Raw genomic sequence first — 26,626 nt, forward strand, 5'->3', positions numbered from 1 at the left:
TACAAGCCTGCTAATGTATAGCAGGCTTGTAAGCTTATTTATCTACCCTTGTCAACGCCACATTTTCCACAGGTTTAATAATAAGTGGTACTTTTTCAATTTTAACCGAACTGGTATCCAGGCCAAACCAACGGTCTTCCGGAGTGGTAAATCCTTTGATAAAAAAATAGGCTTCCATAATTAACCGCTCGATAAAAGGCATTTCATTTTCATAGGATAAAAACTTCTCCAGTACCACAAAGCGGAAGTCGCCAGTTACATTCTGCTTGTTCAACGATTCATAACGGCTGGTAACATCTACCTCGCCATTTTTCACCATATCTTCTATTACTTTCCGGAAAAACAGATTTATGCGAAGAGCTACCCGGAAACCTAGTTTAAAGTGAACACGGATTATATCATCAGTTGCTAGTGTCTGCACACTGTATTCCATCGTATATGGATCATCTACTGTATCTACATGCACAAACCAGTAGATATCTGCCCGCTTAGGCCGCTTCTGAAAAATAGAGTAAATAATTTTAGATTCAATCTCCTGCTGCCTGGAAGCATTAGTCATAAAAACTAAATGTGTGGCATATTTTGGCACACTCAAATCACTGCTCAATTCTTTTAACTGGGGAATATATGCTTGCAGAGGTACATACTCAGTTAATCGTTGTTTAATTTTATTTGCCCGCAACCATATATACATCACCATAACCAATGACAGCCCTATAGCCAGCGATACCCAGCCCCCATGCGGAAACTTAATTAGGTTAGCGATCAGGAAAGACAACTCGATAGTTAAGTAAACAACTAGAAACAAACCTGCTGCCCAGAGAGGAAAGCGGCGTGTATACAAGTAATAGAACATGAGCAAGGTCGTCATCAGCATAGTTACCGTAATAGCCAGGCCATAAGCTGCCTCCATATTCTCTGATCTTCTGAAATACAATACGATGCCTATACACCCTGCCCAAAGTAACTTATTTACACTGGGTACATATACCTGCCCCTTAGAAAGGGTCGGATAAAGAATCCGCACTTTAGGCCATAAGTTGAGACGGATTGCCTCTCCAATGAGCGTAAACGAACCGGAAATCAATGCCTGGCTGGCAATAATAGCAGCTAGTGTGGCAATGATGATCCCCACTATGAGAAACCAAGAAGGCATAATAGCATAAAAAGGGTTTTGCTGCAAATTTTGGCCATTTTGTGTAATTAACCAGGCCCCCTGTCCAAAGTAATTCAGCAGCAGGCAGGTTTTTACAAAAACCCAGCTCACCCGGATGTTGCCCCGGCCACAATGCCCAAGGTCGGAATACAAGGCTTCTGCCCCGGTAGTACATAGAAATACGGCACCCAATAGCCAGAAGCCTCCCGGGTATACCGTTAGCAATTGGTAGGCATAGTATGGATTGGCAGCTTGCAAGATTTGCGGATGTGCCAGAAGTGAAATAATACCTAGCAGGCCTAGCATCAGAAACCAAATCAGCATCATTGGCCCGAAAGCCTTCCCAACAAACTTAGTCCCAAAGCCTTGTAACAAAAATAGCAGCGTAAGAATACCAATAATAATAGGAATGGTCTGAATATCGGGATACAAGATTTGCAGCCCTTCAATGGCAGAAGACACAGATATAGGGGGAGTTATAATACCATCAGCTAGCAGGGCACTTCCTCCAATAATTGCCGGAATCGTCAGCCATTTTGCATGGCGCCTAACCAGGGCATATAAAGAAAAGATACCCCCCTCCCCCCGGTTATCTGCCCGAAGCGTAAGAATTACATATTTGAAAGTAGTTTGCAGAGTAAGAGTCCAGAATATACAAGAAATACCTCCATAGACCAGGTCTTGCTGGATACGCCCCCGTTCACCGATAATGGCTTTAAGTACATACAAAGGAGAAGTACCAATATCTCCGTAGATAATACCTAACGCAACCAGTAACCCGGCGGCACTTATTTTAGAGAGATTTTCTGCATGGGAATGATGAATTTTGGTATGGTCTGGCTTATTTGACGTCTCCACAGATGTAATGACTGCCATTGTTAAAATAATGATTAGTGGCTAAAGGAAATATAGATACAGAACTTGATTCCCTCTACCGTATACTTATTTTATAAAATAAAGGTGTCTCGTTTTCCATAATTTATTGGCGCAATTGGATAAATATCAAAACCAATCTTCTTTGTATTTTAATTTCTTTATAACTTCACGCTTGAGTGAGTTTTATGGGTTCAACTTCTCCTGTTTACTGAAAGTTTTATACGTATTTAGTAAAAAACAGCACATAAAGCAAACCCTCTCAAAGGCTGATTAAGAAACACATTTATATATACACAGCAAACACTTTTTACTAGATATGAGCAAAACAGAGGTTGTTTTAGGGATTGACATTGGAGGTACCAATACAAAATTAGGCTTTGTTGACAGGGAGGGTAACTGTCTGGTAGCAGCCACTATGCCAACAGAAGCATTAACAGAAGTTGGTCCTTCCAAAGAAGTAGAGCTTTTTCTTCAGCGGTTATATTCGACAGCCGATGGAATGTTTGCCAAAATTTCAGATACCTGTGTAATGAAGGGAATTGGCATGGGCGTACCCAATGGCAACTATTATAAAGGTACCGTAGAAATGCCACCAAACCTGAACTGGAATGAGATTGTTCCACTCGCATCTATTCTAGAAAAGCATTATGGGGTGCCCGCTGCTCTTACCAATGATGCCAATGCAGCTGCCTTGGGAGAGATGAAATTTGGCGTAGCCAAAGGGATGAGAAATTTTCTGGTAGTTACGTTGGGTACCGGATTGGGAAGTGGATTTGTGGTAAACGGAGATATTATGTATGGTGCTGATGGATTTGCAGGTGAACTAGGCCACGTAACCGTGAACCCTGAAGGACGTATGTGCGGATGCGGAAAAGTAGGCTGCCTGGAGACCTATGTCTCAGCTACCGGAATCCGCCGCACAGTGTATAAACTACTGGCCGACCATACCGAAGATAGTGAAATGCGCCGTATTAGTTTCGATGACCTTACCGGAGAAATGATTACAGAAGCCGCTTTACGGGGCGATAAAATAGCTATTGAAGCATTTGACTATACCAGTAAATTATTAGGGCTTAAACTCGCCGATACAGTGGCCATTACCAGCCCCGAAGCTATTATTTTGTTTGGTGGATTAACCAGAGCCGGAGCACATTTACTGAAACCTACCCATAAGTATATGGAGCAATACATGATGCCTATTTTTAAAGATAAAGTAAAACTACTGGTTTCTGGCTTAACCGGAGCAAACACTGCTGTGTTGGGAGCCAGTGCACTTATCTGGAATGAACTGGATAAAAGACCTCAGTTATAAGTAAACTTATAGGCATACGACAAAGCGTATGCCTATAAGCCCCTTTGTACCTGTAATTGCATTTTAGCTATTCTATCTTCCAGCTTCTCAGAACTTAGCCGCTGACGCAACCGGTCTATCATTATCGGAAAGGCAAAAGGGGTTGCCTTCTCTGTATATCGTATCTGTATCTGCTGACTGGCTATCCGCTCAAGCGTTTGTTGCAACCTATCTTGTTCCAGCTGGACATGTAATACCTCCTCATAGGCCTGCTTTACAAGTAAATTATCTTGCTCGTGCTGTTGAAATACATCAAATAATAATTGCGAAGAAGCCTGCAGATGTTTACTGCTGATAAGTTTACCGGGAAAACCCATAAATACCAACCCTGAAATAGCGGCTACTTCCCGGAAACGCCGCTTAGCCATTTCCGTTTCATTTACACTTTGCTCTATATCAACTTGTAAATTTTGTGTAGTAAAAACATTTTGCTGTAATGCTTCTTCAATGGGTATTTCTATATCTGACAGCAGTTCAAACCCGTAATCATTCATGGCTATTGAAAAAGAAATAGGCTTTATTTTACTGATCCGGTAAGCTACCAGGGCAGATAACACCTCGTGTACCTGCCGGCCTTCAAACGGATAGACAAATACATGATGGCCTTCCCGGCTTTGGAGTACTTCTATAAGTAACTCGTTTCTGGCAGGTAACAACGACCGTTTTTGCTGTACACGCAGCAGCGGTTGTAATACTTGCAGTTCCACCTGGCTTGCCTTTTGTTCGCTGGCTTCCTCCAGTTTCTGGCGAATTACCTGCGAAAGATCTGATGAAAGTGAAAGCCGGCTGCCACTCCATCTGGGAATAATCCCTTTACCGCTGGTGGCTTTGCGTACCCATACAGTCATTTCGCGTATGCGCACAAACTCCAGATTTTTACCGCCAAACCAGAATACATCTCCCGGCTCCAGCCTGGAAACAAAGGATTCTTCGATCGTACCCAGATCTGTACCTTTTAAGTATTTTAAGCGCAATACAGGATCACTTACAATAGTGCCAATAGAAAGCCGGTGTCGCATAGCCGTTTTTCTGGATGCCACATGGAACAAACCATCTTCCCGGATATCTACTTTAGAGAATTCATCATAAGCACCTAAGCTTTTACCACCAGTTGTAATAAAATTTAGTGCCCATTGCCATTCAGTTTCAGTAAGGTTACGATAAGCATAGGTAGATCGGATTTCCTGCCAAAGCTTATCTTCATAAAAACCATCTCCTACCGCTATAGTTACCAGGTATTGCACCAGTACATCCATAGGTTTGGAAAGAGGCAAACGGTTTTCTGTATACTTTTTTCGAATCGCCTCTTGTAAGGCTGCGCTTTCTATCAGTTCCAGAGAATAGGTAGGCACAAAATAAATTTTACTCAACGAACCCGGCTGGTGGCCACTTCTTCCGGCACGCTGCAGGAACCTGGCCACTCCTTTAGGGCTACCTATCTGGATAATGGTTTCCACTGGCTGAAAGTCCACCCCCAAATCCAGGCTGGACGTACAAACTACCAGCTTAAGTTTAGCGGTGGCTATAGCTTCTTCTACCCAATCGCGGGTAGCCCGGTCCAGTGAGCCATGGTGCATAGCTATGGCGCCTGCCAGTTCCGGCGCTTCCAGCAATATATGCTGGTACCATATTTCTGTTTGTGCCCGGGTATTGGTAAATAACAGCGTAGTTTGGCTTTGCTCAATAATAGGAATCAGTTTGGGAATCAGTTTCAACCCCAACTGGCCGACCCAGGGAAACTCCCGAACATCGTCTGGCAGAATAGATTCTATGTGTAGCGGCTTGTAAATATCGGCCTTAATAATAACTGCCTTGTTAGGTTGTGGCATACTATAGTTTTCAGCCATCCTCCTGCTACGATGCCTATTTTCAGGAAAATTTACCAACGCATTGGTTTGCGAATCCGGCTCTGCCGGTGTACCTTGCAACACCTGCAACGCTTCCTCCAGATTACCAATAGTAGCCGACACACCCCACGTTTTTAAAGGTATTGCATCCGGATTGTGCATTTGCTGCATAGCTCTTAGCCTGCCAAGAGCCAGTTCTGTCTGCACACCTCGTTTGGTTCCCAACAATTCATGCCATTCGTCTATAATAATGCCTTTTAGCGATTGAAACAATTTATTACTCTCTTTCTGGCTCAATAGCAGATGCAAACTCTCCGGAGTCGTGATTAAACATTCAGGCAGGTTTTTCTTTTGTTTTTGCCGTTCATGGCTGGATGTATCAGCGGTACGCAAACCCACTTGCCAGGCAATAGTTAGTTCGTCGCATACGGCTTGCATATTTTTTTGCAAATCTTTAGCCAGCGCCCGTAACGGTGTGATCCAGAGAATTTGCAGGCCATTTTTACGGGGCATCCAGTAATCTGGCTGCCTTTGCATAAACTCTATCAGACAGGCAGCCCATAAAGCAAGGGTTTTACCACTACCTGTGGGAGCATTTAACAAACCACTTTTACCAGCTAGATAGGCCTGCCAGGTTTCTTCCTGAAAAGGAAAAGGTTTGCGGCCATTGGACTCGAACCACTTCAAAAGTAACTCATATGCAGGCGATAACGATTGCTGAGGTAACATCATTCGTTTATTGAAAATAAAAGCAAAACAAGCGCCTCAAGAGGACACAAAAGTGAAACGCAGGGTTCGAATAAATGTTCAAATGATACAATTCAGGCAACGAAAAGCGAATATATACAGGGGAGTTGTTTGCAGGTATTTACAGGCAGCTAATATAAATGGCTCCCTGCTAGTAGCTGGCTAAAATGAATAGTTACCAGAATCATACATCGTTCATGAGTCTATTGTTCTGTTATCAATATACCTGCAATCAGCCGGACAATGTCTGCCATGTAAATGAAAGTACTCACCAGGCACCTATCCGCAAGAGTAGCTTTTCAAGAGACATGTACTGGCTGTTTTTCTATGCCACATTAATGATATCTTACATACATGTGTATGACTCTTTTCATAGCTTAACAGGTGGTATTCCCGCAGCTTTGTACTTTAGTATGTTTATAGCATCCTGTCAGATATATGCGCAAGACTTTCGTACGTTATACATTCTCTTTAAGCTGGTTACTACTATGGCTGTTGTTGTTTGCTCAGTGTGCAGACAAGACAAAAGCAGTAAGTATAGTAAAAACGCCTCCCGCAGAAAGCAAACGAGACCGCAATGCTGCTGATGCCCATTTGTTCATACAGCAACAAGTGGAGAAACTACTAATGGGGGAAGGCATTGCTATTGCCAACGATAGTATCTTTTCTACGAATGTGCTACCCAAATTTTATGAGAACCGGACTTTTCAGCCTGTATGGCTGGATTCTATATATGTAGAAAGCATACTTGGTTTACTATCCGATGCTGATAAAGAGGGTCTACAAAAAGAAGATTATCATTTTACCTTACTGCAGGAATTAAAAAAACAATTAGCTACGGAAGGTCAAAATTACAGTCTTTTGCTGGCACAATTCGACTTATTGCTCACAGATGCCTTGTTTCACTACAGCTATCATCTTTTGAATGGCAAGGTTCCACCCAAAGCATCTACTTCTACATGGAATTATCAGGCACATATGGAAGGCGATACGCTGGCTCAAACCATGCAGAAAGCGATTGATACCTATCAGGTGGCAGCAGAACTGGAGAAATTAAAACCACAGATACCTAATTACAACGCCTTAAAAAAGAACCTTGCTATTTATAGAGAACTGGCAAAAAAGGGTGAATTCCCTAAAGTCCCGGCTGATTCGGTGCTGCAATTACGTACCACCCGTACAGCTATTGCCAAGGTCCGGAAAAGGCTGTTTATGGAAGGGTTATGTTCCGATACTCTAGGTATTACGCCAGCCGGTGCCGATTATTATGATGATAGTCTGCTGGTAGCTGTCAAACGGTTTCAAGTGCTGCATGCTTTGCAAGCAGATGGCATATTAGGCAAAAGCACCCTACAGGAAATGAATGTATCGGTAGAAGACCGGATTGGGCAGATCCGGGCTAACCTGGAACGCTTACGATGGTCTACCGGAAGCCTTACGCCAGATTTTATTGTAGTAAATATTGCAGGGTTTGAGCTTTATCTCTACCATAACAACACCCTCAGCTGGACAACCAATGTCATGACTGGCGCTGAGAAAACGGAAACGCCTGTATTTAAATCTACCATTCATTATCTGGTGTTTAACCCTACCTGGACTGTGCCCACCAGTATTGTCAAAGCTACTGTTATTCCCAGTATCCGGAAAGATTCAACCTACCTGAAAGCTAACCAGTATCTGGTACGTGACTTAAAAGGGCAGCTTGTAGACCCGGATAGCATCAACAGCAAAAAAGTATCCTCCCGGAATTTTCCGTATACGGTTATTCAAACGCCGGGAGACCATAATGCCCTTGGCCGCGTAAAGTTTATGTTTCCCAACGAGCATGCTATTTACCTGCACGATACACCCAGTAAGCACCTGTTCGAAAAAGCAGACCGGGCTTTCAGCCATGGCTGTATCCGGGTACAAAACCCGATGAAGCTGGCCGAAATCCTTCTGGCCGACTCCCTAAACTGGAATCAGCAAAAACTGATGGAAGTGGTAGCCACCAATACTACCAAAACCGTAATGCTTAAAAAGAGAATGGATATTTTATTAATGTACTGGACGGCTGGCATTGATCCGGCGACTGGGGCGGTAAAATTCTACCGGGATATTTATAAGCGGGATAAACAAGTATTGGAAGCCTTAAACAAATTGGATAACACATCTCTTCCTTTCCTGCCCACCATTCTGCCTGTAATTATGGTAGTGGCCACAGCTGAACCTGCTGGTGTATAGTTTGTTCTTTTGACTATAAGTATAGCTTATATTACCCATTTAGTAGGATTAATAGACAGCTCATAAATGCATAAGTTAAATCATACCTGAGAAATTTAGAAGTTTCAACAAGAGAAGCAGCTATTTTACAACAGAAGAATTGTGCTTTCTACTCCTTATATTCTTGCCTAGTACTAATTGCTGATGTATTTTTTACTGGGCGCGCGATAAATAGCAGTATTAATAGCAAAGCCCAAATACCGGCAAGTATCCAATTGCTAGTATTGGTTGTTCCAGATGTTATAGTACTAACTGCTGTGTTGGTGCATTCGAAAGCAATATTTGCTCCCCAGTGAATACCAAAAGCCAGCCATAGAGATTTAGTTATCCATACTGCATAAGCCAGTACCATTCCCAGCAAAAACAAATAGCATAATACAGCTAGGCCATCATCCAACCGCCATATATGATTTAGGACATAGATCACAGAAGAGAGTAGTATCCATACAAATGTTTTCAGAAATTTACTTGTATGCGCATATAAATAACCCCGAGTGAGAATATCTTCGGCTATGGAGGGGATAGCAGTCATCAACAGAATAAAAGGTAGCTGACCAATTAGAACAGAAATTGAATTGACAGACGCAATTTTTTCATAACCCAGAATTATTGACAAGCCAAAAGCTACTGTAAAAAATATTGTTCCAAACAGCAGACCGGCTAATAAATTTGTTATCCATTTACCTTTGAATGAAAGGCCATATCCGTTAAGCTCTTGCCATCCTTGAGCTTTAGCCAATAAATAAGCTATTACCAGGAAACCTATTTTACATATGGCCATTAGCCAGAAAGCAGAAAAGAACTCTGGAAGATGATAGATAGAAAAAAGTATCAGAAATCCTATAAAAAAAGATGCAGCTTTGTTTTGCACCATATTAGACTTTTTGGCAATTTAAATAGAACTAGCTATAGCACCACCTCAAATTTACGGCAACATCAATTTATATTGCAAAGTGTGCTATATGGTAATAATTAAAAGGCAGATTCCTTTTTGCAAATTAAACTTCATTTTAATGCTTAGCTGGAAGTTATTTTGGGATTCGTCAGGGTGATTATACCCATACTTGGCAACTTAAAACCATCTAGCAGTATTTTTGTCAGTAAATACTTCAAAAGACAGGGAGACATAGGAGATAAACGTAGAACTCTGGCTAATATCATACAAAAAATGGTCATAAACCCTTTAGCCGCTTCTGCTGTGTGCGCAAGGTTAAGATGTTTCTTATATAAGTAAAGCAATAATGTAGAGGTAAGGATGAGCCCTATTACAATAGTATTGCCTTTGAGCTTGCTTCATTGCCTGCCAAGTCTTTGGCTTTTACTATGAACTTACTTCCTGATTTTGTAGTAGCGGCAACTGGTAGTATAAACTGGGTAAGCGAGGTAAAGCCAATCCGTTTACCATTCTGGTAAATATCATAACCTAACAATTTTCCATTATCTGTAGATTTTTGCCATTGCAGCAACTGGCCATTAGCTACCTTTTTAACTTGCACATTGGCTGGTGCAGCGGGAGGCGTTTTATCTGGCCGTAAGCGTTGCAGGCAATTCATCAGCGAGCGGCTTTCGTGGTAGCAGGCTTTCCAGGCATGTCCTTTGGCCGCAGTCTTCCGGTCGGGCTCTTTGTCTATACCACCATCGTACCATCCGCCATGGGTTTTATCAAGCATATATTGCTGCACATAATCCCATTGCTTCTTAAACTTCTCCATATACTGGTGTTTGTCGTTCGGGTAGGTATCGGCCATTAAAAGTAATGTATTCAATGCTTCTGCCTGTGTCCACCAGTTTTTGGCATCGTGCACAATGGTAATTTTGTCTTGCCCTTTCAGGTAATATCCCCGGTCGTAGAAGCCTCCCGCTTTTTCATCCCATCCGTTTTCCAGTGCATGATCTACCATTTTTTTAGTGATCCGGACAGTTTTTTCATCGTGCTTTAACCCTAAAATATGGGAAGCTTCCAGCATCAGGTATGCTGTTTCTACATCGTGGCCGAACGAAACATGGTCTAACCCATAGTTGGCTTTACGGGCAGTTTCAGAAGAGTCGCGGTAAGAAACTGGCTTCCAGTCAGGCGTTAGAAACAGGGTCAGATACCCTTTGTCTGTTACAATAGTGTCGCGGATCAGGGTAAGCATTTCCTGAAGGCGTTCCCGTACCAGTTCATCCGGCCATACACTATATAATTCTGCAAACGCTTCCAGCAAGTGAATAGAACTATTCTGGTCTTTATAGCCCACTTCTTTATTGTTGGCAGAAGGTGTAAGCACAGGCTTTCCTTCCATACTTAAATGTTGAAAATATCCTTTTTTTACAGGGTCGTGGCTGTGTTTCTCCAGCCAGGCGAAAGCTTGTTTGGCCAGGTTCAGGGCGGTGGTGTCACCGGTGGTCTGATAGTAGGCAGCCAGGGCATAAATGCCAAACGCATTGCCATAAGCTGTTTTCAGTTCATCCATGCGGGGCTTGCCATCCCGGCTTACCCAGGTATAAAAACCTCCGTTTTTTTTATCCCACATGGTATTTTTCAGGAATTCGTATCCATGCCTGGCAGCTTTAAGGTAAACCGGATTTTGGGGATATAGCTGCGCAGCTTTGGATGGTGTCCAGGTGTGGCGTGCCTGGGTTACAATCATTTTATCCTGCGGGCCCGTAAGTTTCCAGTCGTAAGTGAAGCTACTTAAAAATCCACCCTGCTCCTCGTCTATTGTGCGGGGAAAAAACTTCGTTAATAAATCCTCTTGCAGGGATTTCTCCATTTGCCTGGCAATTTCCTGCTTTTCGTCAGGAGTGGATGGCAGAAATGCTGTTGAAAAAAATGCCAGTAAGATGAGCGGAAAACGAATGAGCATAATTTGTAGTTAATTTATACCATACAACCGTATGATGATTTTCTTCTGAAAAAGTGACTTAAACATACAAAAAATAAACTGCTACAAGCAAGTTTGCCAGAGCAGTTTATTTGATAAAAAACCCGAAACCAAAATAAATTAACTCCAAATACGGTCCCAGGAACGGAGTTCGTCCCACTCTTTGGTGGGTTCGAAATATCCCTCCCCTTTTCTTAAATGTTTTTTTACTACCTCTTCATTCAGTTCTACACCGATCCCTGGTTTTTCAGGCACTTTTACAAATCCGTTCTGTACAATGGGTTTTTCAATGCCGGTTACCAGGTCGTCCCACCAGGGAGTATCAATGGAGTGATGTTCCAGGGCCAGGAAATTCTGTGTAGCAGCTGCACTATGTACTGTAGCTAAAAACGAGATGGGAGAAGCTGCATGATGAATGGCCATACCCATTCCATGCTCCTGGGCATAATCGCCAATTTTCTTTGTCTCCCATATGCCACCTGCACTTCCCGGATCGGGATGCACAATGTCTACGGCCCGTTGCTCAATTAAATTTTTAAAGCCTTCTTTCAGGTAAATATCTTCACCGGTAAGGGTAGGCACATCTATTGCCTGGGAAATTTCTTTCCACATATCGGTATATTCCCAGGGCACCATATCTTCCAGCCAGGCCAGGTTGTATTTAGTAAAGGCTTTACCCAGCATGATATTACTGTTGATCCCCATATGGCCTAAGTGATCGATAGCCAAAGGTAGGTCGTAGCCTACTTTTTCACGTACAGCCGCTACAAATTTTTCCATTTCTTCTACACCCTTCTGGGTAATTTGCACACCAGTAAAGGGGTGCATGGTGCGGCCGTAGCTATCATAATTGGCATCCCAGTCTTTTAATTCGCCATGTGGCAATGCATTGGTAATGGTACCCGGAATGTGTTTAACCATTCCAATATTGACATCCATTTTTAAAAACGTAAAGCCCTGATCGGCTCTGCCCTTCATACGTTTAGCAAACTCACCTGGGTCATTTACTCTGGGTGTATCGGCATACAGCCGAACTTTGTCGCGGTACTTGCCCCCCAGCAACTGATATACCGGAACATTATAGGCTTTTCCGGCCAAATCCCATAAGGCCATTTCTACGCCGGAAACCCCACCACCTTGCCGTCCGTGAAAGCCAAATTGCTTGAGTTTGCGGAATAATCTTTCTACACTACAGGGATTTTCGCCCAGAATACGGCTTTTCAAAAACAAGGCATACCGTTTGTCGGCACCGTCGCGTACATCGCCCAGGCCGTATATTCCCTGGTTGGTATCTATGCGCAGCAAGGGAACGTTACCGACCTGTGCAATGCGCATATCAGTAATCTTAAGTTCGGTAGGGTTAGAATACCGGTTTACTTTGTGGGTCGTATGGGCAAGTTGGTCTTCCAGGGGCAAGGTTAATAAACCGCCCAGACTCAAGCCACCCAGACCTGCTTTTTGAAGAAAAGAACGCCTGCCCACTTTATCTTGCTCAACAGTTAATTGATCCTCTGAAACCTCGTTTGTGTGAATAACAGGAGATTCTTCAGGCTCTCTTAATTTACTCAGCAGATTCAGTACTTTCTTATTCATGGCAGAAGGATAGTTGGGTAAAGGATACTTAGCCGTTTGCTGGTAACGCTAAAAAATGGTGCGTCTACCAATAAGAGTACATACCTATTAAAATACCCTCAAAAGATTTTACTTTTTTACCCGTAGCAGCAGATTTTGTAGAGAAATCTTTAAATATGTATTAAATCCGTTAGTATCAAATACTCTCAGGTAATATGCTATAAAAACAGCCTTTCCCTGAAAAAAGAAAGGCTACCTTGAAGGTAGCCTTTTTGCAAAAGTGTATATGTGTAAAAGTGTATATTTAAATGAACTATTCTAGATCTGTTAACTGACTGGCAGTAAATCCTGGCGGTCAGATTTTTGTTCTTCCTGGTGCTGCCACATATCGATAAACACCGGGCTGTTGTAGCGCAGCTTTTCGAAAGTACCTTCTTCAATCACATGGCCGTTCTTCAATATATAGATATAATCGAATTGGGTAAGCAAATGCAGGCGGTGTAGCGAAGAGATAACAGCTTTATCACTGAAGTTTTTAAACAACTTTTTATATAATAGCATCTCTGTCCGGGGATCTACACTGCTGGTAGGCTCGTCCATAAGTATGATCGAACTGCTGCGGGCTGCAAGAATACCTCTGGCTAATGCCAGACGCTGCTTCTGCCCACCCGACAGATTAACCCCTTTTTCCTGGATATTGGTATATAAGCCATTAGGCAATTGCTTCACAATATCTGTAAACTGGGCTATTTCACATACTTCGAGCACTTCCTCTTCAGTAAACGGCAAGCCTAAGGTAATATTGTAGAAAATAGTATTTTCAAATATTTCTGGCTCTTGTGGAAACAAGGTTACCGTATCGGCAATACCTTCAAAGTGCGGATGTAGTTTGCCATCTACTTCCAGCTGAACGCCATTTTCGGGAGCATATAATCCTCGTAACAAAGCAAGTAAGGTACTTTTTCCGCTACCACTTTCGCCAATTAAAGCAATCCGTTGGCCACGTCTGATCCGCATATTCAACCCGTTCAGCCCACCAGATCCTTTTTTTACGCCGAAAGAATCGGTTCTGGTAAAATTCAGCTGGTTTATCTGGATGTTTTGCCAATGTTCCGGAAGCGTACTGGTTTCCGGGCGGTGATGCTTCTCATACGCATCTTTGATATTAGCTACGGATTGTACATCTGTATTGTACTGAGTTACCTGCGTATAATAATGTGCTACATCATTGAACACACTGGAAAATTGGTTTACATAGCCAATCAGAGTTACTAATCCGCCAATCAGAAAAACCTCTCCGGGAACCCAGTTTTGAAAGACATAGCCAAATACAATAACCGCATAAATAACGCCTACCAGCATCTGCGCCACAAACCACTTGGTTTCATTGATGACAATATTACGCTTGAAAGGCACAAAAACAGCCATTATCTTGCCCATTAAGCCAGCTTCCATACTTTTTTCCAGCCGCAGGGTAATAACGGTTACAATATTGGAAAGGCTATCGAACAAATTGGAGGTAACTTCATGATCCCGCTCATTAATTTCCTTCAAAGATCTAATGAAAGGCTTATCAAATTTAAAAATTACCCATATAGTAAATATTCCTATTGCCACCCCGATAATGCCGAATAAAGGCGAAAAATAGATCATGGCCGAGAAGGAGAAAATGAACTTGAAAAATGCATGCAGGTAGACAAATCCGCTCTGAAAAAAGTTTTTCAGCGACTCATACGCCTTGCGGGTACGGTTGATGGTAGCCCCACTATGATGATCCTGATGCCACTTTACCGGCAAGTGTAATACCTGATGATAAGTTTCACTGAGAAAGTTACGGCTTACATTAAAAGCCAGTTGCCGTTCCATGACTCTGGCCGGCCCATGAAAAGCCCATTCTGCCAAACGCAACCCCAGAAAAGCCCCTATATACATCCAGGCATCGGATAACACATCCGCACCTTTCGTTTGTATAGAATTGATAAACCAGCCATACAAAATAGGATGAGAGGCAGCTATGATGTTTGCTGCGATAAACATGCCATACACCAGCAAAAAACGTTTCCGTTCATGCCGGGCATATTGCCATGCTGTACGCAGCATAGATATATAGGGATTAGTACTTTTTAAAAAACGCATCGGAAAGTTTTTGATTTTATTTGTTTGTTGGCTGCTTTTACCGTTGGTAACCTATCTGACTTAAAAATATGAATGCTAAAATTAATCAGAGGTAAGCTATTCTGTAAAGCAAAAATAAGAAAAGCAATAGCTAAGCAGCTGCCAAAACTGTTTTTAAACTTACATACCAGGGCATTGCCGGATATTTCTATAACTTAAAGGGAATACTATGTAAAAAAGCAAAACATACCTGGTATAATCCAAATTACATCTGTGTAATAAGTGGTAGGTATTGCTAAAACAAAGGCAGGGTGTAGATCTGGAGAATAAAAGGTAACCGCAGCTAAACCCATTTGTACAACGTGTACATGTAATGCCGGGAATAACTTAGCCAGTTAATGCGTATACAGCCCCTTTTTTATTACTTTTACTACGTATCCTTATACTGTTTGAGTATATTTTTTCCTGCTCAACTTCCTACATACACATGATATGCTCACCTATGTTCCACATCTTCTAACGAGCCGGTTAGTGCTGCGGCACTTATCCCTGGAGGATAAAGAACAGCTCTTGCCCATTTCATTTTACAATGGAAAACCGCTGCATACGCTGGATGAAATAGTAGAAAAGCTTCGGAAAATAGATGCAGACATTGATGCCGGAAATACGATTCATTGGGGAATTGCCTTAAAACCTGAAGGAACAATAATCGGGACTATTGGCTTTTACAGAGGGTTCCGGGACAATACTGGAGAGATTGGCTATGTGCTCAATGAAAAATTCAGAGGACACGGATTTATGCAAGAGGCGATAAAAGCAGTGCTACAAGTTGGTTTCAACCAGCTGCTACTGGATCAGGTTATTGCTTATACCGGCCTGGATAACACAGCCTCTAGTAAAGTGCTACAAACAGCAGGTTTTACCGAAACTGCCTCAGACCAGGATCAGTACAGAAAATGGATTATATATAAGTGATTTGTTAAAAATTATACTCTCCGTACTCCCTGCTGAATTCTTCTGCTTTAATAGCCGGATTCAATTCCAGGTTATGAAATTCATAGTGAGCAAACAGGCCCTTCTCATCATACATCTTCTGCACTATTGGCAGAAAGCTTTTTTTATCAATGTAGAGTAACGTTTTACGGGCATAAGCATTAGGAACTTTTATCTGCTGCCCTGGCTTTACGTCATCATAATCGTCTATGTCAGGGTTTATTTCTTTAATCATGTAGTCGCTGACAAATAGCTTCTTGGCAATAATAGGCAGATCCTCGCCAGCTTGTACCGTGTAGGAGATGTATTGGTAAGGAGTATAGTCTATAAGAATTTTATAGCACTCACGGTCCTGGAATTTTGTATCTCCCTGATATAAGAAGTATTGATTAAATTGATTACCAGACTTGCCGGCTATGTTTCCCACGACACCTGCTATATAATCAAAACCTATTTCGTGTACGGTGTGATGATTGTTTTTGCGGATAACCGATCCAAAAGGAGACAAATTAACAGCTATATACGGAAATGAGGTAGGTTTTACCAGAACTTTGCCGCTATTTTCATTTTCAATCCAGAGCACCTCTGTGCCTTTGCTGGGAGAATGCAGATAAGCATAGGTTTTCCGGGGAGTATGCAGGTATTTAACATCCTGCTCACCGGTTAGCATTTTGCCTCCTACCCGTTCCACTTTTTTAAATTTAAATTTCAGGGTTTCTACCTCCTTTGCTGCTGTCAGCATATTATCAACAATTTTTTTGGGAGATAAATCCTGGCCGTGAAGCAAATTAACCAGACAGAGGGACAGAGATAGAAGAAAAACTTTGAACATAAGCAGATCAGATAACGAAGGCAATAATGAAAAATAGCAAACCCGGTAACAAGTAATAACGGTTAATACGGAAAATCATTGCATAAATACATTTTATTTCCAGATTAGTGTATTAGCATCTGTACCACAAAAAACAAGCCTTAATCCTAACAGGCCATAGCCTATTATGCTTTAACAGATAATGAATAAAAGGCCTGCTAATAGCCTGCTATATTCTTTATGCAAAAACCTGACATTTTGGTAAACTATGGCAGGTTTTTAAAATTAAATATATTTTACCTACTAGCTGTTTTTTTACAACGTAGCCATGTCAATGACAAAACGGTAGTGTACATCGCCTTTCAGCATGCGTTCATAGGCTGTATTAATATCTTTCATAGCAATTACCTCTACATCAGATGTAATATTGTGTTCGGCACAGTAATCCAACATTTCCTGAGTTTCGGCAATGCCTCCAATTAATGAGCCAGCTACTCTTCTGCGCTTAAATATCAGGTTGAATGGCATGAGTTGAGGTGCTTCGGGTGGTACGCCTAGCAAAATCATGGTTCCGTCTAAACGAAGCATGCTGATGTAGAGATTGATGTCGTGTTGTGCGGATACGGTGTCAATAATAAAATCGAAATAGTTTTGTACGCCTTGTAAGGCTTTTTCATCTTTAGTAACTACAAATTTGTGAGCACCTAACTCTTTAGCATCTGCCTCCTTAGATGGTGAGGTACTTAACACGGTAACTTCTGCACCCATAGAAGCAGCTAACTTCACAGCCATATGGCCCAAACCGCCCAAACCTAATACGGCTACCCGGTGTCCTTTGCTTACTTTCCACTGCCTTAATGGGGAATATGTAGTAATGCCGGCACACAGCAGTGGAGCTACGCCTTCCAAAGGTAGTTTATCGGAAATACGCAGCGTAAATTTTTCATCTACTACAATATTGTTAGAGTAACCGCCGTAGGTAGGCGTTTTTCCATCCATTTCCACACTATTATAGGTACCCACCCAGTGCACTTCGCAGTATTGCTCCTGCCCTTCTTTGCAACTGGAACACGTCCGGCATGAATCTACCAAACAACCAACCCCCGCCAGGTCGCCAACTTTAAAGTTTTTCACCTGGGTTCCTACATTAGTTACTCTTCCAACAATTTCGTGGCCGGGCACCATCGGAAAAATGGCTCCGCCCCATTCGTCTCGTGCCTGGTGCAGGTCTGAGTGGCAAACGCCGCAGTAGAGAATTTCTATCATAACATCGTGCGGTCCTACATCGCGTCGTTGGAAATTGAAAGGACCTAGAGGAGTTTTTGCATTCTGGGCCGCATATCCTTTGGATTGTATCATGTTTTTTGTTGATGTGGTTTGTAAATTTAACAGGCTTCAAGTTAACAAAATCCGTTCATATTTGACAGATGGCTATTTTGTGGAAGGCATTTATTCATGCAATTGTTTTAAAGCCAATTTGTAACAATCAGCATATTTTTTTCACAATAAAAGGACTGGGATTTCTGCCAGTCCTTTTTAGTATGATGTTTATAGGGATTGTAGAAGCTATTTATGCTTCCTTCACGGACAATAAGGCACCTGATTTTATTTCTTCTACGACCTGCGGATCAAGCAATGTGGAGGTGTCGCCTAAATTAGATACATCTCCTTCAGCAATTTTACGCAGGATACGCCGCATAATTTTACCCGAACGGGTTTTTGGCAATCCGCTGACAAACTGTATTTTATCTGGTTTGGCAATTGGCCCAATAATGCGGCTTACGGTCATTAAAATATCTTTCCGGGTAAGCTCTTCATCGTTTAAGTGGGGAGTGCAGATAACAAATGCATAGATTCCCTGTCCTTTTACCGCATGCGGATACCCTACCACAGCCGATTCAATTACATCGGAATACATATTAATGGCATTTTCCACTTCTGCTGTGCCAATACGGTGACCAGAAACATTGAGTACATCGTCAACACGTCCGGTGATGCGGTAGTAGCCATCTTCATCTCTGAGGCAACCATCGCCAGTGAAGTACAAGTTTTCGTAGGTAGAAAAGTAATTCAGGCGGCAGCGTTCATGGTCGCCGTAGGTGGTACGCAACATGCCGGGCCATGGAAATTTAATGCACAGGTTTCCGCTTACGCCATTGCCTTGTACTTCTTTTCCGTTTTCGTCAACCAGTATGGGTTGTATACCAGGCAATGGTAATGTGGCATAACCTGGTTTGGTAGGCGTAATACCGGCAATCGGAGCAATCATAATGCCGCCGGTCTCTGTTTGCCACCATGTGTCTGTAATCGGGCATTGTTTTTTTCCAATATGTTCGTCGTACCAATGCCAGGCTTCTTCGTTAATAGGTTCTCCTACAGAGCCTAGTTTAGTTAGTGAACTTAACTCTTTGCCTTTTAGGGGGTCAAGCCCAAAGCTCATTAGAGAACGGATAGCCGTAGGAGCTGTATAAAGAATGTTTACTTTGTATTTATCCACAATGTCCCAGAATCTTCCGGCATCGGGCCAGGTAGGAATTCCCTCAAACATCAACGAAGTGGCTCCAGAAAGCAACGGGCCATACACAATATATGAATGGCCGGTAATCCAGCCGATATCTGCCGTACAAAAATGTACTTCACCAGGATTGTACTGAAACACATTCTGGAAGGTATAGGCCGAATACACCATATAGCCGCCACAGGTATGGACAACCCCTTTGGGTTTCCCCGTAGAACCGGAAGTATACAGGATAAACAGCATATCTTCGGCATCCATTTCTTCTGCAGCACATTCAGTCATGCCCAGGGTTTCTACTTTTTTTATTTCATCTTCCCACCAAACATCACGGCCTTTGATCATTGAAACCGGCGTACGGCTTCGGGTGAGTACAATCACCCGTTTTACCGATGGACACTGTACCAATGCATCATCAATCACTGATTTAAGCTGAATTTCCTTGGTACCCCTGTATCCACCATCACTCGTAATTACCATCGAGCATTGAGCATCCTGAATACGGTCGGCAATGGACTGGGCTGAAAAACCTCCGAACACTACCGAGTGGATGGCTCCGATACGGGCGCAGGCAAGCACAGCAATAGCCAATTCGGGTACCATAGGCATGTAAATACAAATGCGGTCGCCTTTTTTGGCACCGTTGTTTTTCAGCACATTGGCAAACTGGCAAACTTTAGTATACAGCTCCCGGTAGGTAAACTTGCGGAAATGCTCTTCGGGGTCATTGGCTTCCCAGATCAGGGCTGTTTCATCGCCCCGCTCATTCAGGTGCCGGTCCAGGCAGTTTTCGGTAATATTCAACTTGCCGCCTTGAAACCATTTAATACTGGGCTCACGGAAATTCCACTCCAATACGTTATCCCATTTTTTGCGCCAGGTGAAGCTTTCTGCCTGGTCAGCCCAGAAGGCTTCCGGTTGCGCTACACTTTTCTGGTAGGCAGCCTGATACTCTTCCAATGAATTAATCTTCTGTATCATGATTAGTCAATAATAAGTTCAATAGGGGTATATGCAGATTTAATTGTAAAAAATGTATAGTAATTGCGTGCACAAGTTAAAAAATAAATGGCTAATAGGCTAAATTTTGATGCTTCGTCTTTGATCTCTACGAATGTACTTATAACAAGACTATTTCCGTTCAAAGGCCAATTTTATGTCTATTATCCACTTTTCTACTTAATTCAATTTCCTCTGTATAAAATGTAGCTACTTTAATGCATTAATACACTTGAAACATGGCTCTTAACTAAGGCCATGTTTCAAGTAACGATTGTGAAGGTTGGTTGTGGATGTTGGCCGACCTTCTTTAATTATTGATCTTCAATTCTTTTTCAATATCAGCTAAATAAATTTTGTCCATAATATGCGTATATAAATCTAAGCACTTGTACCCCTTCAAATAATAGCTCTTAGCCTTTTCCATATTTTCTTTATATTCTTTACTCTTCTTTTGCTTTTTATAGATTAATCCCAAATAATAGTAGGGTTCAGCCAAATAATCATTAATTTCTATGGATTTTTTCAAACAATCTATTCCGCCATTCAGATCGCCAATCTCCATTTTTAAGACACCTAAATGCAAATAATCATAAGGCATCGGAGAATAATCTTTTTGAGTTAGCTGATTTTGAATTATTTCGTTGGCTCTATGTTTATCACCGATCGCCTTGTAGCATAAGGCTTTTGCAACATTTAAATGGTAATCGCCATTGGCTGAGTATCCTATATCATAGCTTATAATTGAATCTAATCTTTCAAAATCAAGTATTGCGCCTCTATAATCCCTTAAGAATTGGTATCTACACCAACCTCTATATCCTAAATGCCCCTTTGGATTTAATTCTACAGCTTTGTCAATTAGTTTCTTCCAAGTAATAAAATCACCTCGCTTTAAATAGGGAACTGCTTTTTCAAAATAGGCATAATCCAAACTTGGACAAAGTTCAATCGCTTTATCAAATTGTAGTTGTGACCTCTTTGTTCCTTGACTAGCCTCAGCTTCTGTAGCCAGTATGCAAGCTTTATAACAGGACTCATCGTTATTCATCTTATACACATTGCAATTAGGCTGGCAATAGGCATGAGCAGGAACAAATAAAATAAGGAAGTAAAAAAACTTTTTCATGGCATAATCTCCACTAGCTTTCCTTTTTCAATTTTAAAAGTCAGATATTGATAATAATCGTATGTCTTTCCTTGGTATTGGCCAACAATCCAACCGTCCAATTGTTTGGTAAGCTTTACGAGTTGACTTGTTAAGTACTCATTAAATACTTTTGCCTGGTAATCTTTGTCCATTCCTTGAAGCCTATACCTTCCTGTTTGACCTTTGCAATTGACAATAAACCTAATTGTCAGAAATCCAGATTCTACTTCATGCTCTTTTACTTTTAGTTTATTTATAAAATGTTCAACTATTCTTGCCTTTTCTCCATTATATTGAAGCCCTTTAGCAAAGTTGTAATATTGCCATACATTATTCTGGTCACACAGCGTAAAATTCGGGTCATCAATTTTTGGATCAAAATGAATGTCGCCAACTTGTAATGGATAATCGGTTTTATTGGCAACTTCCTGTCCGCAAGAATATAGGGCTACCAAGAAGAAGGAAATTAACATTATGTATCTCATGGGTCTACTTTATCTGAAAAAAGTTGACAACAATCGGAAACACAGCTCAACTTGATTATCACTCTGTAATATTTACCCCACGTGTATCTTTAATGTACAAAGACCCAATAATGAAAGTGATTAGTGCTACACCAATTGGGTAAGCCAGGCCTGCATAAATATTTCCTGTTTCGGCTACTACATAGGTAGCAATAAAAGGAACCAACCCACCGAAAACACCATTTCCTACATGGTAGGGCAACGACATAGACGTATAGCGGATACGCGTTGGAAATAACTCTACCAGGTACGCAGCAATAGGTCCATACACCATGGTCACAAAAATCACTTGAATAAACACTAGCAAGGTTAGCATAAATACATTCGGATTAACAGCTTGCATGACGGCGGGTATTACACTGCCATTAGCCCCAATAGTAGCCGACGAAACTTCTTTAATGGGACCGGCAAAATGGTGCATAGCCTGGTAGATAGGAATGTAGGAAATAGCGGCTATGAGGCAGCCAGCCATCATAATTTTTTTACGTCCGATGCGGTCAGAAAGGCTGCCAAATACAACAAAAAATGGCGTTGAAAATATCAAGGCTACACCTATAATCATGTAGCAGGTCATATAGTCAATCATTAGTACCTTCTCCATAAAGCTGAGTGCATAAAACTGCCCAGTGTACCACACAACCCCTTGGCCGGCTGTGGCCCCAAAAAGCGCAAGCAGTACCATTTTTAGATTTTCTTTGTTGGCAAAGCTTTCTTTCAATGGATTTTTGGAGGTTTTGCCTTCTGCTTTCATCTTCATGAACAATGGCGATTCGTGCAAACGTGCCCGGATAATGTAGGAGCCTACCACTAGTACTAAAGAGAGCAGGAATGGCAAGCGCCAGCCCCATTCTTTAAACGCCTCATCTCCTAGGCCAAGTCTGGTAATTAAAATAACCCCAATCGAAATGAATAAGCCCAACGTAGCAGTCGTTTGAATAAAACTGGTATAATACCCCCGTTTTGCATCCGGAGAATATTCCGCCACATAAGTAGCAGCTCCACCATATTCACCACCCAGAGCCAGACCTTGTAGCAGGCGCAACAGCACCAATATAATAGGAGCCAGCACACCAATGGTTTCATACCCGGGTAATATACCGATGGTAAACGTTGCTCCCCCCATCAGAAACATAGTTATTAGGAAAGTATGTTTCCGGCCAATCAGATCGCCGAGCCTACCGAAAACCAGGGCACCAAAAGGCCTGACAATAAAGCCTGTAGCAAAGGTAGCCAACGTAGAAAGATAGGCTACCAGATCGTTGCCCTGGGGATAGAATTTAGCAGCAATAAAGGAAGCCAGACTTCCAAAAATATAAAAGTCGTACCACTCAATAACTGTTCCGGCAGACGATGCCAGAATTACCTGCCATATACTATTACTGTCTGCTTTTTTAGAAATGCCATGGGGCGGTATGGTTGCGGTTCCTGTGGATTGTTTAGCCATTCTGGGGGTTGGGTTAAAAAGTGAATAAATTATCTGAAAATTTTAATTAATGCCAAACTTTATTGGATTTTTTTATGAAAGAAGGCATCAATAGACAGAGGAAAAAAGATTTCCGGTACTTCAGACTCTTAGTAAAACTAGTAAGTATCTCAGAGAGATATAGGTTAGCTTCTTACAGATGAGGGGTGGTTAAAATACTTGGGCAAACAGGAATGTATCAATGGTTTTTATGGCTTTTGCTAACCTTTCTTTATAGTTTCCGGAAATAATTTCAAAAGGCACGTTCCAGTTAACTAATTCGTTGTGAAAAAAAGTATGCATTTCGGCCCGGTTGTCTGGCCGGTCGCGGATACCATCGGGTTCCCAGGGCAGGTCTATATCGGTTAGTAAATACAAATCAGCCAGGTGGTGAGGAATCTGTTCAAGCAGCCATGGGGGGCAAGTGCCGTTGTATGCCTGGCTATATACTTTGGTTTCCAGTAAGTCCGTATCGCAAATGAGGAGCCTGTTGGCTTTTTCTAGTGTTTTTTGTTCCAGTTTCAATTGACCCAGGGCTATAGGAATTACATCCTCCAGCGTAAGGTCTCTTTTTTTTTCCTCCTGATAGATACGGGAATACTCCGGGACCCATACAGTATGATAATGGTCAGCCAGTTGCTGCGCCAGGGTAGTTTTACCAGTAGATTCCGAACCAAACAATACCACTTTCCTGATCATAGATTATCGGTTACGAGTACTCATGCAGCTTTTTTTGTAAGGAAAACAGGGGACTTGGGCTTGCACACCTCCATTGATTTATATTTTTACGCCTTCTCTACTTTGCAGCATACTCCGCCTCCACAAAATATATCCCATGGTAGCCAAAACCAGATACGCGATATAGAGTAAGGAAGTGAGGTGAAGACCGCGGAAGAAAAATAAAGGTATATAAATAATATCCACCATAATCCAGAGAATCCAGCTTTCAAGCTTCTTTTTGGCTTGTAAGTATACAGCTACCAGGCTGAAGGCGGTATTAAACGAATCCCAGAAAGGTTGTGCCGCATCGGTAAAGGTAGAGAAATAATAATAAGCGGCTCCCGTAGCCAATACTCCTACTGGAAGCAAAACACCTAGTTGCTGCCGGCTGGCATTTGTTACTTTCAGTTCTGTCTGGTTTTCTCCGCCATACAACCATTGGTACCATCCATAAGCATTCAGAAATACATATACCACCTGCAACCACATATCTGCATAAAACCGGGCGTTATACATAATAAATATGTACAAAAAGCAGCTAATAATTCCCAGTGGCCATCCCCAGATATTTTCTTTGGCATTTAAGTATACACAGATGAATCCGGTAATGACACCGGCTATCTCCAGCCAGTTCTGTCCGATATAGTGAATAATTTCTTCCAATTGATTGTAGAAAAGGCTTTGAAAAATTAACTTATATGTGAGTAGTAGTTAGTATCCGTAAAGACTGTAAATTCCTAAGTTCTCCCAACTCTCTGCCTGCCGATCAAGGTTAGTAACCAGTTTTATTAATTTGGCTACAGAACACTACTTAACAGATGCTAACCCTGCAAGTTAAGGGCTTATTCTCATATACAGACATGCTTATACAGCTTAAACAATTTATTTGTGGGTTAGTACAGCCAACGGAGGAAGAATGGGAGGCTTTAGCATGCAAACTACGGCCAGTTACGCTGAAGAAGAAAGAACACTTTCTTCGGGAAGGAGAAGTATGTACCAAATATGGATTCATTATGAAAGGCTGTGTCCGGCTGTATTTTCTGGTAGATGGAGAAGAGATATGTAAGGACCTGTTGTTTGAGAAAACCTTCACCGGTTCCCTTGCCAGTTTTACTTTACAGAAACCTGCCCAATTCAATGTAGCCGCCATAGAAGAAACCTCCCTGCTAGTGATTTACCGCAGTGATTTGCTGGAATTATTTGAGAAGTATACCTGCTGGCAAAAATTTGGCAGGCTGATGGCTGAAGGCTTGGCCATCCGGAAGGAGATGCGGGAAATATCTTTTCTAAAAGATTCGCCGGAAGAACGGTACCGCAAACTACTGGCTGAGCAACCGATGGTACTTCAGCGGGTACCCCTGCATTATGTAGCCTCCTATCTGGGTATGAAACCCGAAACCCTTAGCCGGATACGCAACAGAATTTCCCGCCCCGCTATTTCTTGATTTTGGTCAAGGGTTAGAAGTATACATAGCTTTTACTTTGTATAAAAAAAGTCATGCAAGCAACTCTGACACAAGAAGTACTACATAATCCACATACTGGCGATAAATTGATCTTTCTACAAGATGCCGCCAGCACTGGTGGAACATTTCTGGAGGTGGAAGCTATTTATCAGCCGTCCAAGGAATTTGCGCCAGAACATTTTCATCCTTTCCAACAAGAGGAGTTTACCGTATTGTCAGGGAAATTGATGACCAACATTAATGGCACTATCCGGGAATATACAGCCGGCGAAAGTTTTACCATTCCTGCCGGAACACCACACGGTATGTACAATGCCGGCACGGAAGAAGCACGGTTCCGGTGGAAAATATCCCCTGCCTTTGGCACCGAATTATTCTTTAAAAAAGTGTATCAGGCAGCCAATCAGCCGAAACAGCCAGGGTTAGCCGATATGTTATGGATAATAAAAGATTTTCAAAAAGAAATAGTTTTTACTAAAATTCCTCCCCGTCTGCAACCGTTTATTTTCAGGTTTATTTTACCTTTATTGAGGAAAAGAAGGTAAGCATATCCTTTTTTCAAATACATTTTATGCCTGAATACCTGGAAGTTTTTGATGAATATAACCAATCGTTGCAGCGTACCAAACTACGCCGCCTGGTACATGAAGAAGGCAACTGGCACCGCACAGCCCAGGTGTATGTATTGAATGATCAAAATAAATTGCTTTGCAACTTGCGTAGTCCGCTGAAAGATGTATTTCCACTCCTATGGGATGTAAGCATTGGGGGACATCTGGAACCTGGAGAAACGTATGCGGCCTGTGCACACAGGGAACTGGCTGAAGAACTAGGTATTTTAGTAGAGCCATCTGCTATACATTTCGTAACTCAGATAAAAATCGATGGCAAAGATGAAATAGCTCAACTCATAGACCGGGAACATGCAGGTATATTTGTGTATAAAACCACACTTCCTGCCCAGGCCTTCCACTATCAACAAGAAGAAATTGTAGAGCTAAGGTATTTTCCGCTGCCAGTAGTCAAGCAAAACCTGCTATCTGCTATTCCAGAAATCTCATTTATTCCTTTGCAAAAGCAATTTCTGGAGACTATTCGGATGGTTGAAAAATATCTGGGAATAGAAGAATAAATCTATCTTCTGATACAAAAGAAAACCAACAAATCGACTACGCAAAAGTATTATTCCATAG

The 26,626-nt window shown here is 41.9% G+C and carries 20 protein-coding genes; 6 read left to right on the forward strand and 14 right to left on the reverse strand.

Annotation, left to right across the window (positions count from 1 at the left end; translation table 11 throughout):
* Positions 1–34: 34 nt before the first annotated feature.
* Positions 35–2,032 carry a KUP/HAK/KT family potassium transporter gene (locus Q0590_RS00570; RefSeq protein WP_302035520.1) on the reverse strand — a complete coding sequence of 666 codons (1,998 nt, stop codon included), beginning with the start codon at positions 2,030–2,032 and terminating at the stop codon, positions 35–37.
* Positions 2,033–2,348: 316 nt separating this feature from the next.
* On the opposite strand from Q0590_RS00570, the gene Q0590_RS00575 reads away from it, so the two are divergent.
* Positions 2,349–3,344: an ROK family protein gene (locus tag Q0590_RS00575; RefSeq protein ID WP_302035521.1), complete on the forward strand. Its 996-nt coding sequence runs from the start codon at positions 2,349–2,351 to the stop codon at positions 3,342–3,344.
* A 32-nt stretch (positions 3,345–3,376) separates the two neighbouring features.
* On the opposite strand, the gene Q0590_RS00580 is transcribed toward Q0590_RS00575, so the two are convergent.
* Positions 3,377–5,962, reverse strand: a complete 2,586-nt coding sequence (locus Q0590_RS00580) for a ligase-associated DNA damage response DEXH box helicase (RefSeq protein WP_302035522.1) — start codon at positions 5,960–5,962, stop codon at positions 3,377–3,379.
* Positions 5,963–6,415: 453 nt separating this feature from the next.
* Between Q0590_RS00580 and Q0590_RS00585 the strand changes: the two genes are divergently transcribed.
* A complete protein-coding gene (locus tag Q0590_RS00585; RefSeq protein WP_302035523.1) occupies positions 6,416–8,200 on the forward strand; it encodes a L,D-transpeptidase family protein in 1,785 nt (594 codons plus the stop codon).
* A gap of 148 nt (positions 8,201–8,348) precedes the next feature.
* Here Q0590_RS00585 and Q0590_RS00590 read toward each other — a convergent pair whose 3' ends face one another.
* From Q0590_RS00590 to Q0590_RS00605, 4 genes are all read right to left on the reverse strand, one after another.
* Complete coding sequence (locus Q0590_RS00590; protein WP_302035524.1) at positions 8,349–8,978, reverse strand: CPBP family intramembrane glutamic endopeptidase; 630 nt, start codon at positions 8,976–8,978, stop codon at positions 8,349–8,351.
* Positions 8,979–9,504: 526 nt separating this feature from the next.
* The gene (locus Q0590_RS00595; protein WP_302035525.1) at positions 9,505–11,088 is read right to left on the reverse strand and encodes an AGE family epimerase/isomerase; all 1,584 of its coding nucleotides are present in this window, start codon (positions 11,086–11,088) and stop codon (positions 9,505–9,507) included.
* A 138-nt stretch (positions 11,089–11,226) separates the two neighbouring features.
* Entirely contained in the window at positions 11,227–12,699 is a 1,473-nt protein-coding gene (locus tag Q0590_RS00600; protein WP_302035526.1) for a mandelate racemase/muconate lactonizing enzyme family protein, read from the reverse strand.
* 306 nt (positions 12,700–13,005) lie between these two features.
* The gene (locus Q0590_RS00605; RefSeq protein ID WP_302035527.1) at positions 13,006–14,778 is read right to left on the reverse strand and encodes an ABC transporter ATP-binding protein; all 1,773 of its coding nucleotides are present in this window, start codon (positions 14,776–14,778) and stop codon (positions 13,006–13,008) included.
* Positions 14,779–15,285: 507 nt separating this feature from the next.
* Between Q0590_RS00605 and Q0590_RS00610 the strand changes: the two genes are divergently transcribed.
* Positions 15,286–15,768 (forward strand): GNAT family N-acetyltransferase, encoded by a 483-nt coding sequence (locus Q0590_RS00610; protein WP_302035528.1) that lies wholly within the window; start codon positions 15,286–15,288, stop codon positions 15,766–15,768.
* 4 nt (positions 15,769–15,772) lie between these two features.
* Here the strand turns inward: Q0590_RS00610 and Q0590_RS00615 are convergent, their stop codons facing one another.
* The 8 genes from Q0590_RS00615 to pnuC form a co-directional block, all read right to left on the reverse strand.
* Positions 15,773–16,618: a DUF1571 domain-containing protein gene (locus Q0590_RS00615; protein ID WP_302035529.1), complete on the reverse strand. Its 846-nt coding sequence runs from the start codon at positions 16,616–16,618 to the stop codon at positions 15,773–15,775.
* Between the two features lie 294 nt (positions 16,619–16,912).
* On the reverse strand, positions 16,913–17,956 hold the full coding sequence (locus tag Q0590_RS00620) for an NAD(P)-dependent alcohol dehydrogenase (protein ID WP_302035530.1): 1,044 nt from the start codon (positions 17,954–17,956) through the stop codon (positions 16,913–16,915).
* A gap of 211 nt (positions 17,957–18,167) precedes the next feature.
* Positions 18,168–20,093, reverse strand: a complete 1,926-nt coding sequence (gene acs / locus Q0590_RS00625) for an acetate--CoA ligase (RefSeq protein WP_302035531.1) — start codon at positions 20,091–20,093, stop codon at positions 18,168–18,170.
* 328 nt (positions 20,094–20,421) lie between these two features.
* Positions 20,422–21,240, reverse strand: coding sequence for a tetratricopeptide repeat protein (locus Q0590_RS00630; RefSeq protein WP_302035532.1), 819 nt, complete (start codon positions 21,238–21,240; stop codon positions 20,422–20,424).
* Positions 21,237–21,746, reverse strand: coding sequence for a hypothetical protein (locus Q0590_RS00635; protein WP_302035533.1), 510 nt, complete (start codon positions 21,744–21,746; stop codon positions 21,237–21,239). The genes Q0590_RS00630 and Q0590_RS00635 overlap by 4 nt, the downstream gene beginning before the upstream one ends.
* A 58-nt stretch (positions 21,747–21,804) precedes the next feature.
* Positions 21,805–23,229: an MFS transporter gene (locus Q0590_RS00640; RefSeq protein WP_302035534.1), complete on the reverse strand. Its 1,425-nt coding sequence runs from the start codon at positions 23,227–23,229 to the stop codon at positions 21,805–21,807.
* Between the two features lie 189 nt (positions 23,230–23,418).
* On the reverse strand, positions 23,419–23,946 hold the full coding sequence (locus Q0590_RS00645) for an AAA family ATPase (RefSeq protein WP_302035535.1): 528 nt from the start codon (positions 23,944–23,946) through the stop codon (positions 23,419–23,421).
* 78 nt (positions 23,947–24,024) lie between these two features.
* Positions 24,025–24,630 (reverse strand): nicotinamide riboside transporter PnuC, encoded by a 606-nt coding sequence (gene pnuC, locus Q0590_RS00650; protein ID WP_302035536.1) that lies wholly within the window; start codon positions 24,628–24,630, stop codon positions 24,025–24,027.
* 197 nt (positions 24,631–24,827) lie between these two features.
* On the opposite strand from pnuC, the gene Q0590_RS00655 reads away from it, so the two are divergent.
* Genes Q0590_RS00655 through Q0590_RS00665 form a run of 3 tightly spaced genes read left to right on the forward strand, consistent with a single transcriptional unit; the run spans position 24,828 to position 26,565 of the window.
* Entirely contained in the window at positions 24,828–25,412 is a 585-nt protein-coding gene (locus tag Q0590_RS00655) for a Crp/Fnr family transcriptional regulator (protein WP_302035537.1), read from the forward strand.
* Between the two features lie 53 nt (positions 25,413–25,465).
* Positions 25,466–25,978: a cupin domain-containing protein gene (locus tag Q0590_RS00660; RefSeq protein WP_302035538.1), complete on the forward strand. Its 513-nt coding sequence runs from the start codon at positions 25,466–25,468 to the stop codon at positions 25,976–25,978.
* A gap of 26 nt (positions 25,979–26,004) precedes the next feature.
* Positions 26,005–26,565 carry an NUDIX hydrolase gene (locus tag Q0590_RS00665; protein ID WP_302035539.1) on the forward strand — a complete coding sequence of 187 codons (561 nt, stop codon included), beginning with the start codon at positions 26,005–26,007 and terminating at the stop codon, positions 26,563–26,565.
* Positions 26,566–26,626: the final 61 nt, after the last annotated feature.

The sequence above is a fragment of the Rhodocytophaga aerolata genome, from assembly GCF_030503435.1.
Lineage (GTDB): Bacteria > Bacteroidota > Bacteroidia > Cytophagales > 172606-1 > Rhodocytophaga > Rhodocytophaga aerolata.

What these genes read in the sequence shown, in the direction of transcription:
- Q0590_RS00570 (WP_302035520.1), bottom strand. Translation starts at nt 2,032, where the DNA reads ATGGCAGTCATTACATCTGTGGAGACGTCAAATAAGCCAGACCATACC.
- Q0590_RS00575 (WP_302035521.1), top strand. Translation starts at nt 2,349, where the DNA reads ATGAGCAAAACAGAGGTTGTTTTAGGGATTGACATTGGAGGTACCAAT.
- Q0590_RS00580 (WP_302035522.1), bottom strand. Translation starts at nt 5,962, where the DNA reads ATGATGTTACCTCAGCAATCGTTATCGCCTGCATATGAGTTACTTTTG.
- Q0590_RS00585 (WP_302035523.1), top strand. Translation starts at nt 6,416, where the DNA reads ATGCGCAAGACTTTCGTACGTTATACATTCTCTTTAAGCTGGTTACTA.
- Q0590_RS00595 (WP_302035525.1), bottom strand. Translation starts at nt 11,088, where the DNA reads ATGCTCATTCGTTTTCCGCTCATCTTACTGGCATTTTTTTCAACAGCA.
- Q0590_RS00600 (WP_302035526.1), bottom strand. Translation starts at nt 12,699, where the DNA reads ATGAATAAGAAAGTACTGAATCTGCTGAGTAAATTAAGAGAGCCTGAA.
- Q0590_RS00605 (WP_302035527.1), bottom strand. Translation starts at nt 14,778, where the DNA reads ATGCTGCGTACAGCATGGCAATATGCCCGGCATGAACGGAAACGTTTT.
- Q0590_RS00610 (WP_302035528.1), top strand. Translation starts at nt 15,286, where the DNA reads ATGCTCACCTATGTTCCACATCTTCTAACGAGCCGGTTAGTGCTGCGG.
- Q0590_RS00615 (WP_302035529.1), bottom strand. Translation starts at nt 16,618, where the DNA reads ATGTTCAAAGTTTTTCTTCTATCTCTGTCCCTCTGTCTGGTTAATTTG.
- Q0590_RS00620 (WP_302035530.1), bottom strand. Translation starts at nt 17,956, where the DNA reads ATGATACAATCCAAAGGATATGCGGCCCAGAATGCAAAAACTCCTCTA.
- acs (WP_302035531.1), bottom strand. Translation starts at nt 20,093, where the DNA reads ATGATACAGAAGATTAATTCATTGGAAGAGTATCAGGCTGCCTACCAG.
- Q0590_RS00630 (WP_302035532.1), bottom strand. Translation starts at nt 21,240, where the DNA reads ATGAAAAAGTTTTTTTACTTCCTTATTTTATTTGTTCCTGCTCATGCC.
- Q0590_RS00635 (WP_302035533.1), bottom strand. Translation starts at nt 21,746, where the DNA reads ATGAGATACATAATGTTAATTTCCTTCTTCTTGGTAGCCCTATATTCT.
- Q0590_RS00640 (WP_302035534.1), bottom strand. Translation starts at nt 23,229, where the DNA reads ATGGCTAAACAATCCACAGGAACCGCAACCATACCGCCCCATGGCATT.
- Q0590_RS00645 (WP_302035535.1), bottom strand. Translation starts at nt 23,946, where the DNA reads ATGATCAGGAAAGTGGTATTGTTTGGTTCGGAATCTACTGGTAAAACT.
- Q0590_RS00655 (WP_302035537.1), top strand. Translation starts at nt 24,828, where the DNA reads ATGCTTATACAGCTTAAACAATTTATTTGTGGGTTAGTACAGCCAACG.
- Q0590_RS00660 (WP_302035538.1), top strand. Translation starts at nt 25,466, where the DNA reads ATGCAAGCAACTCTGACACAAGAAGTACTACATAATCCACATACTGGC.
- Q0590_RS00665 (WP_302035539.1), top strand. Translation starts at nt 26,005, where the DNA reads ATGCCTGAATACCTGGAAGTTTTTGATGAATATAACCAATCGTTGCAG.